Annotated in this window: 12 protein-coding genes; 5 read left to right on the top strand and 7 right to left on the bottom strand. The window is 37.4% G+C overall.

Annotated features, from left to right (window positions below; all coding sequences use genetic code 11):
• Nucleotides 1-223: 223 nt before the first annotated feature.
• From MHB48_RS02270 to murF, 3 genes are all read right to left on the bottom strand, one after another.
• Entirely contained in the window at nt 224-1,555 is a 1,332-nt protein-coding gene (locus tag MHB48_RS02270; RefSeq protein ID WP_342599953.1) for a YheC/YheD family protein, read from the bottom strand.
• Nucleotides 1,556-1,678: 123 nt separating this feature from the next.
• A complete protein-coding gene (locus tag MHB48_RS02265; RefSeq protein WP_342599952.1) occupies nt 1,679-2,119 on the bottom strand; it encodes a hypothetical protein in 441 nt (146 codons plus the stop codon).
• A gap of 118 nt (nt 2,120-2,237) precedes the next feature.
• Nucleotides 2,238-3,617, bottom strand: a complete 1,380-nt coding sequence (murF, locus tag MHB48_RS02260) for a UDP-N-acetylmuramoyl-tripeptide--D-alanyl-D-alanine ligase (protein ID WP_342599951.1) — start codon at nt 3,615-3,617, stop codon at nt 2,238-2,240.
• Nucleotides 3,618-3,776: 159 nt separating this feature from the next.
• Here murF and MHB48_RS02255 point away from each other — a divergent pair, with 159 nt between their 5' ends.
• On the top strand, nt 3,777-4,997 hold the full coding sequence (locus MHB48_RS02255) for an ATP-grasp domain-containing protein (RefSeq protein WP_342599950.1): 1,221 nt from the start codon (nt 3,777-3,779) through the stop codon (nt 4,995-4,997).
• Between the two features lie 105 nt (nt 4,998-5,102).
• On the opposite strand, the gene MHB48_RS02250 is transcribed toward MHB48_RS02255, so the two are convergent.
• The 4 genes from MHB48_RS02250 to MHB48_RS02235 form a co-directional block, all read right to left on the bottom strand.
• Complete coding sequence (locus MHB48_RS02250) at nt 5,103-7,274, bottom strand: YheC/YheD family protein (protein ID WP_342599949.1); 2,172 nt, start codon at nt 7,272-7,274, stop codon at nt 5,103-5,105.
• A gap of 139 nt (nt 7,275-7,413) precedes the next feature.
• On the bottom strand, nt 7,414-7,794 hold the full coding sequence (locus tag MHB48_RS02245) for a CotY/CotZ family spore coat protein (protein ID WP_342599948.1): 381 nt from the start codon (nt 7,792-7,794) through the stop codon (nt 7,414-7,416).
• A 125-nt stretch (nt 7,795-7,919) separates the two neighbouring features.
• Nucleotides 7,920-8,984, bottom strand: coding sequence for an ATP-grasp domain-containing protein (locus MHB48_RS02240; RefSeq protein ID WP_342599947.1), 1,065 nt, complete (start codon nt 8,982-8,984; stop codon nt 7,920-7,922).
• 563 nt (nt 8,985-9,547) lie between these two features.
• Nucleotides 9,548-10,420: a DUF4349 domain-containing protein gene (locus MHB48_RS02235; protein WP_342599946.1), complete on the bottom strand. Its 873-nt coding sequence runs from the start codon at nt 10,418-10,420 to the stop codon at nt 9,548-9,550.
• Nucleotides 10,421-10,623: 203 nt separating this feature from the next.
• Between MHB48_RS02235 and hutU the strand changes: the two genes are divergently transcribed.
• The 4 genes from hutU to hutH are packed head-to-tail and all read left to right on the top strand — an operon-like array spanning nt 10,624 to nt 16,033.
• Nucleotides 10,624-12,291, top strand: a complete 1,668-nt coding sequence (gene hutU, locus MHB48_RS02230) for a urocanate hydratase (RefSeq protein WP_342599945.1) — start codon at nt 10,624-10,626, stop codon at nt 12,289-12,291.
• 6 nt (nt 12,292-12,297) lie between these two features.
• Nucleotides 12,298-13,557 carry an imidazolonepropionase gene (gene hutI / locus MHB48_RS02225; RefSeq protein WP_342599944.1) on the top strand — a complete coding sequence of 420 codons (1,260 nt, stop codon included), beginning with the start codon at nt 12,298-12,300 and terminating at the stop codon, nt 13,555-13,557.
• A gap of 1 nt (nt 13,558) precedes the next feature.
• Nucleotides 13,559-14,518, top strand: coding sequence for an agmatinase family protein (locus tag MHB48_RS02220; protein ID WP_342599943.1), 960 nt, complete (start codon nt 13,559-13,561; stop codon nt 14,516-14,518).
• A gap of 6 nt (nt 14,519-14,524) precedes the next feature.
• Nucleotides 14,525-16,033: a histidine ammonia-lyase gene (gene hutH, locus MHB48_RS02215; RefSeq protein ID WP_342599942.1), complete on the top strand. Its 1,509-nt coding sequence runs from the start codon at nt 14,525-14,527 to the stop codon at nt 16,031-16,033.
• The last annotated feature ends 280 nt before the right edge of the window (nt 16,034-16,313 follow it).

The raw sequence follows: 16,313 nt of genomic DNA, 5'->3' as shown, positions 1-16,313 counted from the left end.
TTGTAAACTTCCCTTAGGGATCCTTTAGTTGCTGTGCTTACACTCACCTCTCGCACACTGTGGAAGGATTTCCCTTAACAACATTTGTTGTTGAGTCAAAATCCCGTAACAGCTAAAAGTATTCCAGAAACTACTATTTACAGTGTTACAAATCTATTGGACTTTATCAGTCGCGCCATTTTCCTAGTTTATTTTTCAAGAAATCCACCTCATTCGTTTTTTTTTATTGATTCAAGGAACGAATAGATTTAAAATTAAATTTTTTGATATTCAACATATTCATATAAACCTGTTGATCTTCGAGTTCCTTGAACATAGTAAGGTCAGGTACATAATTCCCTTCAATAATCCATATATCTCCTTGATCTGTAATACCAACGTCAAAGCCGATAATTGATAGTTCCATATTTTTTTCATCCAGTTTTTTTGCAGCGGATATACAAATCCCTTCTATTTTGGCTTCGAAAATTTCATACTTTTTATGTGATATAGTGGATTCTTGAATGCCATTCTCTAGAGTTAGTAGTTTCTGAGCCGCATTCGTAATGATAAAATTATCTCCTGCTACTTTAACCATTTTGCCAGTTACACTCCATGTGGAATCAACTTTTTGAGTAATTACCCTTACGTCTATTGGACAGTCATATATCGTTGCCAGCTGTACTCTTTGCTGAACGATATAATCCTTCTTAGAAAGGAAGGTTTCTTTAATATAAGAAAAAGCTTCTTCAAGATTCGGTTTTGTTATTTTCCTTATTCCATAGTGAATTTCATAAGTAAAGGAATCTTTTCTTTTTATTTGTACTACTCCTATTCCATGCTGACCGGTACAAGGCTTAATGATAATTTCGTTAAATCTCTTTAATAAATCGCTAAAGGATGCATGTGTGAGTAAATCCGTCTTTGGTACATAAGATAAAATTGTCTTACTCGTACGAAATGTTTGGTATTGATCCCACTTACTAATAGAAAAATGAAGGCTTGTGTCATAAATCCATATGCCTTTTGTAAAGTCAGACATGATTTCGATTACAATTGTGTTACAACTAGGAAATGATCTTCCAAGTTTTTCAGCTGCAAGAATAGGTATGCTCCTGATTTTTTTTAATAAATACTTTTGAAAAAACTGTCTAAGATGAGAGTAATAGTCGTTATCCGTTATGGAAACTATTCGCCAATTGGCTGAAGATGACTTTCGATGAACAGTAACGAAGGAGTGATAAGGGTTTTGGAAAATACTGGAAGTAAGTTTTTGGACCTGAATAATATAGTATTTTTGTTTTATTTCATACAGATTTATATATTCATACATTTCCTCCATGTTATTAACTGTAACTATTTTCCTTTGCGATTTAATTTTGTATTTATTATTTTCTAGAGAGATCATGAGATCACCAGGACCAAAAGAAGGCTTTAGAACAACCGCTTTATGCTTTTCTAAAAGAGCAAATAGTGATTCTTTCGTGAATAACACCGTTTCAACTAGATAATTACGTAATTTTTTTTCATCCTGTAATATTTTATATTGACTAAGTCTTCCCCTGCTGGTCTTCAATTTGCACACCTCCCTTAAATGCTCCTTTTATATTCTATTCAGCCAAACAACTTTTCTCTGGATATATTGTTAGAGATTCAATAAAAAAACTCTCGGCATTGAATACCGAGAGTTTCTTTATCATTACAATTCCTGACAACCTAAAGCCATGATTGAACCTTGTTCAACTGGTGCAGCACCATTTTGGTCAAAGAAACCAGTTATCACGAAACTTTGTACATTATCATTTGCCGCTGACGCTACTTGATCTCTAAACACAGCTTCAAACTCCAATTTATCACCGTTAATAGTTCCAGTACCTGTCACTGTAATTACACAGTTCTGTCCCTCCTGATTACATTCAACAGTTGTTATCTCGTTAGCTGTAAATGTGAAGTCGTTTAGGCCAGGAGTTTCCGTGTCTTCAAATTCTAATGATAGAGTTGAAGTAGCAAGTGTAGTAATACACACGTCCGCCATATACGTTAAGTTTCCTTCGATCGTACCATTCTGCCCTTCAAATTTAACATTATTATCTTCAGAAAAAGCATCAACGTGCACACCACATGGACATATTCTTCCCATTTGTCATCCCTCCTTTCTAGTAGAATATTGTAAGATATTATAAAGAGTAGTAATGTGGCACAGTTGTTTGTCCATATTATCAATATAATTTGCGTACTTAATCAATTATTATGGGTTATTACAGCTTTCTCCGTAGTTTAGAAGCTAATTCGATGATGGTCTTGCTATACATATCACCCTTTATGAGAATAATGGTATCAGAATCAACTATCTTATCTAACAAATCATATACAAGCGTATTATTGTTAAATGTATAGACAGGTGAGTTAAAGCCTAATTTCACTGCATAGTCCGCAATTATGCGTGCATGCTGACCAATCGTAATTAGCACATCTACACCGATTTGATAGACTAATTCTCCAGCTTGTTCATGTATAACATATCCCCAAGATCCTAAGTCCGTAATAGTACCTATAATTGCAATCTTTTTTTTCGTTTTTCCCACTTCATTCAGCACTTTTAAAGCGGCTTCTAATGAAGTCGTTGTAATACTCCATGTATCATCCAGAATTTCAGAGCCATTGATTCCATCTACCAATTGAAGCTGCTTTTTATACTTCTGAAAAGATTTTAAATGCTTTGCCGCCTCTGGAATACTTACTCCTATTTCATGAACAGCAGCAATTGCACAAAGAGCATTATAAACCTGATGCTCTCCTAACCCAGGAACAAACATTTGATAATTTCGATTCTTGTGTTGAAGACTAAATTGCATACCGTCTAAACTATATTGAATGTTACTCGCTCTAAAGTGGCACGACCAATGACGTCCAATTTTGATGATTTTCCCAGGAAAGTTTTTCACATCGATTTTTCTCGTATTGTTATCCTCTGGATTTATAATCAATACACCTGACGATTCAACAATTTGAAGCATTTCTCCTTTTGCTTTAATATAACCTTCCAAAGTTTTGCAATAATTTAAGTGATGAGATCCTATATTTGTAATAATTCCAATCGTAGGTTTGAAATACTCTCCTGCTTTTAGTATATCTCCAGGGGCACCGACAGCAGTCTCGAAGATAGCCGCTTCCGTATCCTCCTCTATGTTTAGGAGATATTGCAAATAGGCCGTTCGGGAGTTACTGCTAAGATTCGTAGCCGCTACTTTACGATCAATAGATAGGATATGCCTAATCATTTCTTTGGTCGTTGTTTTTCCAGAAGTCCCCGTAATAGCAATCACAGGAATTTCAAACAAGCTTCGGTAGTAACGTACAAATTTCCAATAAGCTTCTTCTACATTCAGAACTTGGATAATAGTTATATGCTCAGGGATTTCTTGTAAATTATAATCCCTGTCTGTAGCAAGAACTAAAGGGAAATATTCCCTTAATCCTTCCCAATCTACTATTCTCCTACTTGTAAAAAGGATCGTATTCTGATTTTTAATTTGTTTTAAACGGTATGCACCATAATGGACACTCAATTCATCCGTCCCTTGTACCAATTCACCGGAAATGACATTTCTTATCGTACCAACTGTATGTGGCTTCATTTTTTATTCACACTCCCTTCACTTACATAATATGTTTTTTTACTAAAGTTGATTGTACGAAGATATGTAAATTGTATGATATCTAACCATACCAATTTTTTTTCGCGTCATACATATATAAAGTACATTAAAAAAAGATAGTATAAGGACGTGAAAGGATTGAGAGCAATTGTTTTTATCAGTACAAATAAATCCGGATCCAGCAGAGAGGCTATTAAAGCAGCGGAGTGGTTGGGTTACTTTACCATTGTATTTACAAAAAACGAAAAGCAACTACAACAAAGGGAGGAGTATACAGATGTTCACGAAATGATTTTTGTAAACACAGATAATCTTGAGGATATGAGAAAAGAAATTAAAAAACTACAGTCAAAAGGGATGAATATAAAAACAATCGTCAGTTTTATTGATCCGTTTGTTCATATCGCATCCATTCTTTGTGATGAATTCTGTCACAATTATACTTCCTCAAAAGCTATTGAAATAATGGAAGACAAGGAGCAGACACGACTGTTTCTAAAAGATCAACCTTATACCCCTAAATTTATCTCGATTCAGCCTAACGAATCGATGTCTACTAAAAAGATATGTGCTCAGTTAGATTTTCCGATTATTGTGAAATCACCAAAATCAACAGGCTCCAAAGACGTACTCTTAGCAAAAGGAAAAAAACAGCTGGAAAAACATTTTGAAAATCTTCGGAATAGGAACCCAGATGAATCAATTATGATTGAAGAATATATAGACGGCGATCAGTATCTGGTTGAGGCGCTCGTTTATAATAACAATGCGCATATTATAGGAATTATTGAACAGGAAATTACAAAGGGCAAGAGGTTTATTATTACTGGTTATGGAGTGCTTGCTTCTGTTCCCGAAACGATCAAATCTGGAATTGAAGAGGTTCTGAATTCAATCATTGCAGCATTTGAAATTGTAAATGGAGCGCTGCATTTGGAAATCCGTTTAACTAAAAAAGGTTGGAAACTCATTGAGATCAATCCAAGGATTTCTGGAGGGGCAATGAATAAAATGATTCAAGCTGCATTTGGGTTTAGTTTAGTGGAAGAAACGCTTAAATTATTTTTAGGAGAACGCCCTGCCATTTTACCGAAACATAAGAAGTATGTCTTCACCAAATACGTTATTGTTAAAAATAATGGTATTTTAGAAAAAGTGACTGGAAAAGGGAGAGCTAACAAGTCGCCAGGAGTCCTTGAAGTTTACGTGAAGCCTAAAAAAGGAACGCTTTTAATCCCGCCATTATCCATGGGTCATCGATATGCTTATGTAATTGCAGAAGGAAGTAGTTTAGAAGAAGCTAAAGATTGTGCAAATAATGCAGCAAAGGAGATTACATTCCATCTAAAAGAAGAATAAAAAATTAGAACACCTTGTAGGTGCTCTTTTTTTTTGCCCTTTATTTGAATAAAATAAAACCCGAATAATAGCCCTATAAGAAGAGCTTGTTATCCAGGGTTTGTATTATTCTTTAAAAGTTTGATCTAAAAACTGGACAGTATCAAACATATTCGTTTTACTAGCTCCTTTGACTAAAATGGTATCATCTCTTTTGACTATCTTTTTCAATAACTCATGTAACTCTTCCTTCTTGATGAAATGATAAATGTTTGTAGACGAAAATCCTTTTACTGCTGCTCTATTACCAATTTCCTCCGTCCGATATCCGTAGGTGATTAAGATATCAATTCCTTTTTCATACACGTATTCGCCAACTTTGCAATATTCTTGCTCCCTTAGCTCCCCTAGCTCTCTCATTTGTCCGATAATAGCTATTTTTCGATGCTTTCCTATATTAGAGAGAACATCAAGTGCTGCCCGCACTCCTTGAGGGTGAGAGTGAACGGTGTCGTCGATAACAGTAATGTTATCTCGGCAGTTATAGATCGTTAATCTTCTTGGTGGCTTTCTAAAAATTAGCCCTGCTTTAATTTCCATCGGTGTGAATCCTAGGTGATCAGCAACAGCAATTGCATTTAAGGCATTATATACATGATGCTCCCCTAAAATAGGAATAAACAGCAGAATTTCTTGTCCTTGTAACTTCATCTTGAAACTCATTCCGTTGTCTTCATATTTAATGTCATATGCTCTATAGTCTGCTGGCGATTTAATACCAACAGTCATTATTTTTCCTTTGAATTTCTGAGTCTCCAAATACTTAGAGTTTTCATCGTCTTTATTTATAATGAGAATTCCTTTTTGATCCATCCCATGGATTAATTCTGATTTTGCATGCGCAACTTTTTTGATATCACCGTCAAAGTTTCCAACATGCGCAAGTCCGATGTTTGTTACTATACTAATAGTAGGCTGAATAATACTACAATGCTCCGTAATGACCCCAGGATAAGCCATTCCATACTCTAATACTACTGCTTCATGATGATTATTATTAATTTCTTCAGCATGTTTTTTTGTATGCTCAGTAGTATTCCAATAATCTTTAGACTCAAAAATGTTCCATTTTTTCGATAGTATTGATGCAAGGAATGCCTTAGACGTTGTTTTGCCAGCACTTCCAGTTATTGCAACGATAGGTATTTCAACTTTTTCTTCAATTTTTTTATTCTTTATTATTCTTATTTCTCTTTTTATTTTTGCTTGGTTTTCTGCTACGTACTTCGCATATTGAATAGAATGAATCACTACATCCAATTCCAAATAAAAGGCTGGAGGACACCCTGGGCGCCAGTTTACTTCATAAATCCAAATTTTAAAATCTTCATCCATCCCAACGTCTACACCAATTTCATCAATTACTTCTCCGAATTGGACCATTTGTATTTCATCTAAGTGACTCGCTAATGACAAAGAAAAGTGCTCCAGTGTACGTCTAATATTAAACGCTTCCTCTTTAAATTCCTGTTGTAAAAATGGATCTAAGTAATTAGTGAATCCTCCATTATTTATATTTGGAATGATGGACCCTTTTGGGGCAATTCGTGGATATATAGTAGTAATCACCCATTTTCCTTCTCCATTTTTTTGAACATGCAACCTAAAATCATATACTTGACCGGATTTAGTGATGGATTGTATATAAGGCTGAACAATAAAATTTCCTGAAGATAGCTTATCCGTCAGAAACTCGTTCAGTTGTTGCTTTGAATAGAAGCTATTGTTAGAATCCTTTCTTACCTCATAACCATCTTTTATTTTTGAAATAAAGTAGATTCCTTTTCCCTTTCTTCCATCAGTCGGTTTGAAAACAACTTTTTGAAATGAATTGATAAACTTGAAAAAGGTCTCACCGTTTCTCACAATTTCTGAAGGAATCAGGTAGGTTGAAAAATCCTTTGCTTCCATTAATCGTTCATTTATACTCCACTTATTACCAATAGAGTTCGTAGTAAATGGAATTTCACTTTTCAACCTATCAATAATTTTTTTTGATTTTGCTAATTTTTCTGGACTTCCCGCGTTATAAATTACATCTGGAAACGGCATAATTCTCTCCTGCCATATTCCATTCTCATAAACTTTTCCTTTAATGGAACGGTTCACAAAATTCACTGTGGCAGGTGAAAAATAAAAAAAATTAATTCCCTCAGCCTTAGCTACGGCTGCATAGGCATAAGACTTTATAACAGTTTTGGGATCTTTACGATGATGTAACATACCTATTATTGTCATATAATATTCTCCTTTAATATTCTTACAATCATACTTTTATTAAATTCATCCACTCTGCTTTGCATATGGACAAATGTTCAGTTTTATAAAACTTCAATAAAAAACACCTTAAGCGGATCTTAAGGTGAAGATGTGTCAATTACCATTTCGGTTCAATAATAATTTTTCTAGTTAACAATTCGGTATCTAACAGTTGGACCGCACAGATACAAGATAAATCAACGACTTTACAATTAGACGTTTTTTCTAATCTAACCACATCGCAAAAAGAATTAGTAAGTTTGCCCTCAATATCTAGTGGTCGCAGTAAAGAAATTGTAGTACAGCACTTTTCTAGGGATGTGGACTCGATACGAAGAAAGCTTGTTTCAAAGCACTCATCCAAATTAATGAAAACTAAAGGTGTTCCTTTTTTTGTTATTAAAAAGAAGGGGATGGTATCAGTTCCTACTAATTTGGAAAGTAAATGACCAAAATATTTAGTGGGGGTATTTGCTAATACATCCTGGAGTAATTTCAATTCGACCAGGGCTTCACATATACTATTGTTAATTTCAACTCCCTCCTTACACTTTTTCTAATATTATATTAAGTTTTAAAAAGTGTGTACGGGTCAAAAATTTTTCCTATTAACTAAAATTGGCATCAATAGGGTTCTAAATAAAATTTAATTTCTCTGGCAGCTGCTAACGCTATTTCTTTCGCTCGTTCCTCCGAATCTGAGGAAGCAACGACGCATGCATACCGATTCCCCATAGAATATGGATTGGTTAAAATTCTTCCTAGGAGAGGTTTTATATAAACGTACTTGACTCCTTCATGCGTTAAAGCCAATTCTTTACCGGTTACTTTGAGAAGTCTGCCACTCGATCCTATAGTTAAATATCTGGCGTACACATGCTTTTTTTCCGTTTCAATTAATGTGGGCTCCTCCCCTAAATTTACCTTTAATATTTCTTTGACCAGATTAATTCCTGTTCCTTCCTCAATTATTTGATTCATCACTCCACCTGACATTCTCGGATTGATTTCAATCATTTTCCATTCACCATGAACAAATTTCATTTCTAAATGACAGGAACCGGTTGAAAGTCCAGTTTGTTCTACTATGCTTGAAACACATTCATAGAGGTCTTTATATTCATCCATGCTTATCATCGCTGGAAATTTATATCCAATAACAATAAATCTGCCATTATATAATACTTCCTGCTCAATTACTCCAACGACCTTTATGTCATTGTTGTAAACTAAAATCTCCAATAAATATTGAGGACCTAGCAAAAACTCTTCTATTAATAATGGGCTGTTTGGATATTTTTGATGTAAGTGGTTTAAAGCTTTTTCAAACTTCTCTACATTTTCCACAAATAACACATCTTTGGAACCATTTGAAATAGGTGGTTTTATTATGATGGGGTAAAATGATTTACACTTCTTTTCAACCTCTTTTAAGGAGTCACCGGGATGAAAAACTGTGTAAAACGGGGTAATCGGAAGGTTATTTAGTCTTTCTCTGACTGCTACTTTATTTTCCATTAGTAATAGTGATTCTACTGAAATTTGTGCCAAACCAAGATGCATAGATATTCTCGCAGCATAAGAAATGTATGGATCAATAAAACTAACGCATGCATCTATTTGTTTACCCTTTTCCTTCAATTTTGAAATTTCTTCTATAACACAACTTTCATTCAATAAGTTTTTCATGACAACAATCTGACTCACTTCTGACAATTCATGATTAATTTTTGTGTAGCTGGTCTTTTCCGTTAATAAAACAACGTAATACCCCATTTTCTTTGCTGTGATCAGTGCTTCTTTACTAGTCCCGAACTTATTGCATTCAATAAAAACAATCGTTTTCATCTAGGCATCCATCCATTCAAACACATTTGTATTTATAAAGTATGCAAATAAAAAATAATATGGCAAATTATATAGCGTACTTTGTTGATTGAAGCGGCAGGCGGCGACTCCAGCGGGGTGAGTGAGACAGATAAGCCATCACAAACGACGCGTGAGCGGCGGTGATGGCTTATCGCTCACCCCGCGGAAAGCGTCCGCCTATAGCGGAAATCAAACATACTTTATTCCATTAAATATAAATATTTCTTTAGTTTCCTTTCGTATTGATCGCGTTTTTTCATGTAAATTGGAATGATGAAATTGAATCAACTAAATCATTTTTTTATATTCCTATTAAATAATAAGACTATTAAAGGGATCCTGCTAAAAAGACAAGACCCCCTTAATAGTATCTTCAATATTTTCTATTTATTTCTTTTTCTTCGTTTGATAATCCAATACACAGTAGATGAAATAACACCTAAAATTATAAGCACAGGCATATTCCCAATAACAAACACAATAATAGCAGATCCTGCAGCCAAGAGACCGTTCATACTTGTCACAAATTGTTTCTTCGTTTTTTCCCAAGTATTTAAATCTTCACTATCTAGACCAGGAACAATTACACGATTTTCATACATAGTTAGTTCGATTGTTGCAAAAGATGTTTGGTTTTCTAGATATTTCATCTTCCCTACAGTTACTTCAATTTCTTCTTGTACCTTTGCTAAATCGGATGAAATTTTTAACAGGTCTTCCGTTTTTTCCGCTGTGCTCATAAATGCAAGTAAACGTTCTTCAACTACTCGCTTGGATTTAATTCGAGAGGCTAGATCTACATATTGCTCTGTCACATCCTGTCCTGTGACATTGCGTTCTAACACTTTGGATGCTTCCTCTTCTGCGTCTGACAAAAATGTTTCAAAATGCTTCTCTGGAATTCGAACAATTATGTTTCCGCTACTTCTCTGGTCATCTTCTTGATACACATTGGACTCCACAATATAGCCACCATACTTTTTAACCTTCTGTTCGATGTTACTCTGCGCCTTTGCAAGTTCTTTCACATTTGTCCTTATGATAGCTTTGTGAATGATCATACGCTCAGTATTCACCTCAGAAGGAGCTTCTGCACTGGTCTCCCCTTCTACATCTACCGTACTCTTTTCTTCCTCAACCGAGTAGTTTGCAGAGTCATTTGCAACCTCCATTTTGCTCTCCTCATCACTCGCACTACATGCGGTAAGCAACAAAAATACACTTGAAACTAGCAAGCAGTATATTATTTTTTTCATTCCCAGTTGTCCCCCTGTCTTTGCATATACAGACGTCTGAAAAATTAAGAAGGTTGCACTTTTACTGAAAATTCGTACAATTAATACTCTATCATGCTAATAAAACACCTAATTAGCAGATGAGAAATTTTTACTTTTTTCTGAAAAACACTTAATTTTTAAAAATATTCCGATAAAATATAGATATTAAAGGAGGGTTTTACATGGGAAAAGCAAGTGAAAAAGTAATTCGATATAGAGGATCAGAATTGAATACGAAAGGCTGGCTTCAAGAAGCAGCACTAAGAATGCTAATGAACAATCTAGACGCAGAAGTGGCCGAACATCCGGATAATTTAGTTGTATATGGAGGTATCGGAAAAGCTGCTCGTAACTGGGAGGCCTTTGATGCTATTGTCCGCTCACTGAAGGAATTGGAAAACGATGAGACATTACTAGTACAATCCGGAAAACCAGTTGCTGTTTTTAAATCGCATGCAAATGCCCCTCGCGTTCTTATAGCAAACTCTAACTTAGTACCAGCGTTTGCTACATGGGATCATTTTCACGAACTCGATAAAAAAGGTCTTATGATGTATGGCCAAATGACTGCAGGTAGTTGGATTTATATCGGCTCACAAGGTATCGTGCAAGGCACATATGAAACATTTGCGGAGCTAGCAAAGCAACATTTTAACGGTACTTTGAAGCATACTATTACACTTACAGCGGGCCTTGGTGGAATGGGCGGTGCTCAACCTCTTGCAGTTACGATGAATGGTGGAGTATGTATCGGTATTGATATAGATGAAACACGTGTTGACCGTCGAATTGAAACACGCTACACAGACGTGAAAACGCATTCATTAGATGAAGCGATTCGATTAGCGGAAGAGGCTAAACAAGAAGGTAAGGCTCTATCGATCGGACTTGTTGGAAATGCATCCGATATTTTACCAGAAATGATTACACGTGGTTTTATTCCAGATGTACTTACCGATCAAACATCTGCTCATGATCCTTTAAATGGCTATATTCCTTCTCGTATGTCTTTGGAAGAAGCGGCTTCTTTACGAAATAGCGATCCTGTAGAGTATGTGAAGCGTTCAAAAGCTTCTATGGCACAGCATGTTCGTGCAATGGTAGACATGATGGACAAAGGCTCAGTGACATTCGACTACGGTAATAATATTCGCCAAGTGGCTAAAGATGAGGGATTTGAACGTGCATTCGACTTCCCTGGATTCGTACCTGCTTATATTCGCCCTCAGTTTTGTGAAGGTAAAGGACCTTTCCGTTGGGTCGCATTATCTGGTGATCCGGAGGACATTTATAAAACGGACGAAGTGATTCTTCGCGAGTTTAGCTACAATACTCATTTATGTAATTGGATCAAAATGGCTAGAGAGAAAATTCAATTTCAAGGGCTCCCTTCCCGTATTTGCTGGCTAGGATATGGAGAACGTGCACGCTTCGGAAAAATTATCAATGATATGGTAGCTTCTGGTGAATTAAAAGCTCCGATCGTAATCGGACGTGATCATCTGGACTCAGGGTCCGTTGCCTCCCCTAACCGAGAAACGGAAGCTATGAAAGACGGTTCAGATGCAGTAGCTGATTGGCCAATATTGAATGCGATGATTAACGCTGTCGGCGGTGCAACTTGGGTTTCTGTTCACCATGGCGGCGGAGTTGGAATGGGGTATTCCCTTCATGCAGGGATGGTAATTGTTGCAGACGGAACGAAGGAAGCTGAAGCGAGACTTGAACGTGTGCTAACTTCAGACCCTGGAATGGGTGTTGTGCGCCATGTCGATGCTGGCTATGAGCTTGCAGAGAAAACTGCACGTGAAAAAGGCGTTCACATTCCAATGATGAAACAGGAGGACTGATTAGCAATGGGTAAACCCGTTTGGATTAAGCATGCATCGCAATTGGTGACCTTGGCGAATGAAAAAGCAGGACCTCGCGTAAAGAAATTAATGAGCGAGTTAGCGATCATTGAAGACGGCAGTGTATGGCTGGAGAATGGAATTATCAAAGCGGTAGGCAAAACGAATGAGCTTCAAGCAAAGTATGCGGAGCGCGCTTTCGAGGCAGACATCATTGATGCGACAGGACATCTCGTGACACCTGGTCTTGTGGACCCTCATACACATGTTGCATTTGGTGGAAGCCGTGAACGAGAGTTTGAAATGCGTCTTGAAGGTGCTACATATATGGAAATCATGAATGCTGGAGGCGGAATTCACGCAACGACAAGTATGACCCGTGCGGCAACAGAAGATGAACTTGTTTTTCAAACTTCTAAAAGGTTAGATTCTTTTTTATCACACGGTGTTACTACTGTGGAAGGAAAAAGTGGATATGGTTTAGATCTCGAGACAGAGTTAAAACAGCTTCGGGTGATGAAACGATTACAAATGGAACATCCTGTGGATATTGTCCCGACGTTTATGGGAGCTCACGCTGTTCCAACAGAATATAAAGACCGGGAAGAAGAGTACGTCGATTTGATTGTAAATGAAATTATTCCAATAGTTGGAAAAGAAAAGCTCGCTAAATTTAATGATGTATTTTGTGAAGTAGGTGTCTTTACTCCAGAACAATCCGAGCGCATTTTAGAAGCAGGAAAACTGCACGGTCTTATTCCGAAAATACATGCGGATGAAATTGAGCCATATGAAGGAGCAGAGCTTGCTGCAAAAGTAGGGGCCATTTCTGCTGAGCATTTATTAAAAGCATCGGATAAAGGTATCCAAGCAATGGCCGAACAAGGAGTTATCGCATGTTTATTGCCTGCAACAGCATTGTACTTAAGAGAAACAGCTGCGAGAGGAAGAGCTATGATCGATTCAGGTGTGCCTGTCGCTATATCTACCGATTGCAATCCGGGTTCATCCCCAACGACATCTATGCCACTTGTGATGAACCTTGCTTGTATTTCTATGCGCTTAACTCCGGCCGAAAGCTTATGCGCTGCAACTTACAATGCTGCTTGCGCAATAAAAATGGAGGATAAAGTTGGTTCTTTAGAAATTGGCAAGCAAGCCGATGTCGTGCTTTGGAATGTGAAAAACTATCAAGAACTACAATACTTATTTGGGGTAAATCATGTGAAAACCGTTTGGAAAAAAGGGGTAAAGGTGGTTGGTTAGCATGGGGCTTCTACAACCTGATTGGCAATGGAAAAAAGAAAAAGGTTCTGGTGTACACCAATGGATCGAACAAAATCCATTCCCAGTAAATCCGGATGTTGTCCTTTTTGCCGCTCCCCTTTCCCGTTCCTCGATTAGCGTTTCTGGAGCATCTCTTTATCCAGATGCATTTAGACGAGGCTGGAAAGGATTTAGCGTTTACAATCTTGATGAACATATTGATTTATCTAGTCTACATGTGGCTGATTTAGGAGACGTTCCGATGCATACGACCGATATTAAAGAGTCGCATCGTCGAATCGAAGCTGCAGCTGCACAAGTGGCTTCTACCTTTTCAAACAGTTACACATGTTTAATAGGAGGAGATCATTCGATTACCGCCTGCTCCATTCGAGGAATTCAAAAGGCTAATCCAAATGAGCGAATCGGCATTATTCAGTTTGATACACATTTGGATGTTCGAAATCCCGATGAACTCGGACCAGCAAACGGGACACCTATTCGGCAGCTTATTGAAGGTGGTGTTGTAAATGGCAGCAATATTTATAACATTGGACTGCACGGCTTTTTTAATGCACCAGAGCTTGTTCAATATGCAGTCTCTCAAGGTATCCATATGATTACCTTACGCACTGCACGTGAGCAAGGTATCATTCCAACTATTCGTGAGGTACTTAATGCACTTAATGAATCTGTTGACCGCATTTACGTGACTGTGGACATGGATGTGCTCGATATATCCGTTGCACAAGGAGTCCCTGCATCTACACCAGGCGGAATGACTGCATACGAACTTTTTGACGCACTTTGTGAGGTCGGAAAAGCAGACAAAGCCAAGCACATTGACTTTGTCTGCCTAGATCCCACGAAAGATACACTCGCACAAGCAACCGTCAAAACAGGCGTATACGCATTTTTACAATGGCTTACTGGAATTCAATTACTAAGACAAGGAACGTGATTAATAATGATTAGCTTAAGAGGAAATGGGCTCACTTTGGAAGATATGCGAGCTATCTTATATCAAAATAAACTAGTGACACTCGATAACCAAGCGATAGAAGAAGTCCAAAAAAGTAGAAAAGCCGTTGAAGCTATTGTGAAAGAAGGGAAAATAGTTTACGGCATTAACACAGGGTTTGGAAAGTTTAGCGATGTGAGCATAGAAGAAGCAGATGTTCACGCGCTTCAACTCCATCTTATACGGTCACACGCTTGCGGCATCGGTGTGCCGTTTGATGAAATCGTTTCCCGTGCAATGGTAGTTCTTCGATTAAATGCATTGTTAAAAGGATTTTCAGGCATTCGTCTGGAAGTTTTAGAGAGACTTTCATTCATGGTAAACAATCGTATTCACCCAGTAATTCCGCAGCAAGGATCACTAGGGGCTTCTGGAGATTTAGCTCCTCTCTCTCATCTAGCACTAGTACTCATTGGCGAAGGTTTTGTTTGGATGGATGGGAAACATGTACCTTCCATTGAAATTTGGAAGAAGCATGGTTTAAAACCCATCGTATTAGAAGCAAAGGAAGGTCTAGCACTTATTAATGGAACGCAAGCCATGACTGCACAGGGGGTTGTAAACTGGTTAGAATCAGAAACTCTTGCCTATCAATGCGAGTGGATTGCCGCTATGACAATGGAAGCTCTACATGGAATTACAGACGCATTTCATCCTGCAATCCACGAAGCACGAGGATACCCTGAGCAAGTAGGAGTTGCTCAACGAATGCTCGAATGGCTAGAAGACAGTAAGCTCGTTACAAAACAAGGTGACAAAAGGGTGCAAGATGCTTATTCATTGCGATGCATTCCCCAGATTCACGGAGCTAGTTGGCAAGTACTCGCATACGTCAAAGAGAAACTAGAAATTGAGATGAACGCTGCAACAGATAATCCACTCATTTTCGAGAATGGGAAAGTTGTCATATCAGGGGGTAACTTTCATGGCCAGCCAATTGCCTTTGCAATGGACTTTTTAAAGATTGGTATCGCAGAGCTTGCTAACGTTTCGGAACGACGAATTGAGCGATTAGTCAATCCACAATTAAACGAAGGATTACCACCCTTTTTAAGTCCACAACCTGGTTTACAATCCGGGGCAATGATTTTGCAATATGCAGCTGCAAGCCTTGTATCTGAAAATAAAACTCTTGCACATCCAGCATCCGTAGACTCAATACCTTCCTCTGCAAATCAAGAAGATCATGTCAGCATGGGGACAATTGGTGCAAGACATGCCTTTCAAATTATCCAAAACGCTCGTCGCGTTGTTGCAATCGAAGCCATTTGCGCTTTGCAAGGAGTGGAATATCGCGGAACACACCTCATGTCACCAGCTCTATTGGAAAAGTGGCATGAGATAAGATTATTTATCCCGTCTATAAAAGAAGACCGCATCTTTAGTGAGGATATAGAGAAAATGAATAATTATTTAATAAAAGAGACTGCAGGTAGAAAAGTTTTACAAGTATAAAAAAAGTTGCCCTCTCGTAATTTTTTTAGCGAGAGGGCAACTTTTTTTGGTCTTTCAAATTGTCTTTTCTTGTTACAGAAGTGTTACTGGTGCCTGGCACCAGTAACACTTCTGTAACAAGAATCTTATGGGTTTATGTTTACGTTTATGTACAAGTAATTTAGGGGTAAACACAAAATAGAACACTAAAATGGACAAAGACCGAGAATAGTCATTTAAAAAACCGCCGATTTCGGCGGTTTTTTTATTTACCACATTTGCAAACTCCAGCACCAGTTTT

Origin of the sequence: Psychrobacillus sp. FSL H8-0483, assembly GCF_038637725.1 — a bacterium.
In the GTDB taxonomy this organism is placed as follows: Bacteria; Bacillota; Bacilli; order Bacillales_A; family Planococcaceae; genus Psychrobacillus.
Note: the sequence above shows the minus strand (reverse complement) of the source record. Positions and strands in the feature narration are given on the sequence as shown.

Bases quoted from the DNA above. Each gene is read 5' to 3' on its own strand.
- MHB48_RS02240 (WP_342599947.1), bottom strand. From the start codon at position 8,984: ATGAAAAACTTATTGAATGAAAGTTGTGTTATAGAAGAAATTTCAAAA.
- MHB48_RS02220 (WP_342599943.1), top strand. From the start codon at position 13,559: ATGGGGCTTCTACAACCTGATTGGCAATGGAAAAAAGAAAAAGGTTCT.
- hutI (WP_342599944.1), top strand. From the start codon at position 12,298: ATGGGTAAACCCGTTTGGATTAAGCATGCATCGCAATTGGTGACCTTG.
- murF (WP_342599951.1), bottom strand. From the start codon at position 3,617: ATGAAGCCACATACAGTTGGTACGATAAGAAATGTCATTTCCGGTGAA.
- MHB48_RS02235 (WP_342599946.1), bottom strand. From the start codon at position 10,420: ATGAAAAAAATAATATACTGCTTGCTAGTTTCAAGTGTATTTTTGTTG.
- hutH (WP_342599942.1), top strand. From the start codon at position 14,525: ATGATTAGCTTAAGAGGAAATGGGCTCACTTTGGAAGATATGCGAGCT.
- MHB48_RS02265 (WP_342599952.1), bottom strand. From the start codon at position 2,119: ATGGGAAGAATATGTCCATGTGGTGTGCACGTTGATGCTTTTTCTGAA.
- hutU (WP_342599945.1), top strand. From the start codon at position 10,624: ATGGGAAAAGCAAGTGAAAAAGTAATTCGATATAGAGGATCAGAATTG.
- MHB48_RS02250 (WP_342599949.1), bottom strand. From the start codon at position 7,274: ATGACAATAATAGGTATGTTACATCATCGTAAAGATCCCAAAACTGTT.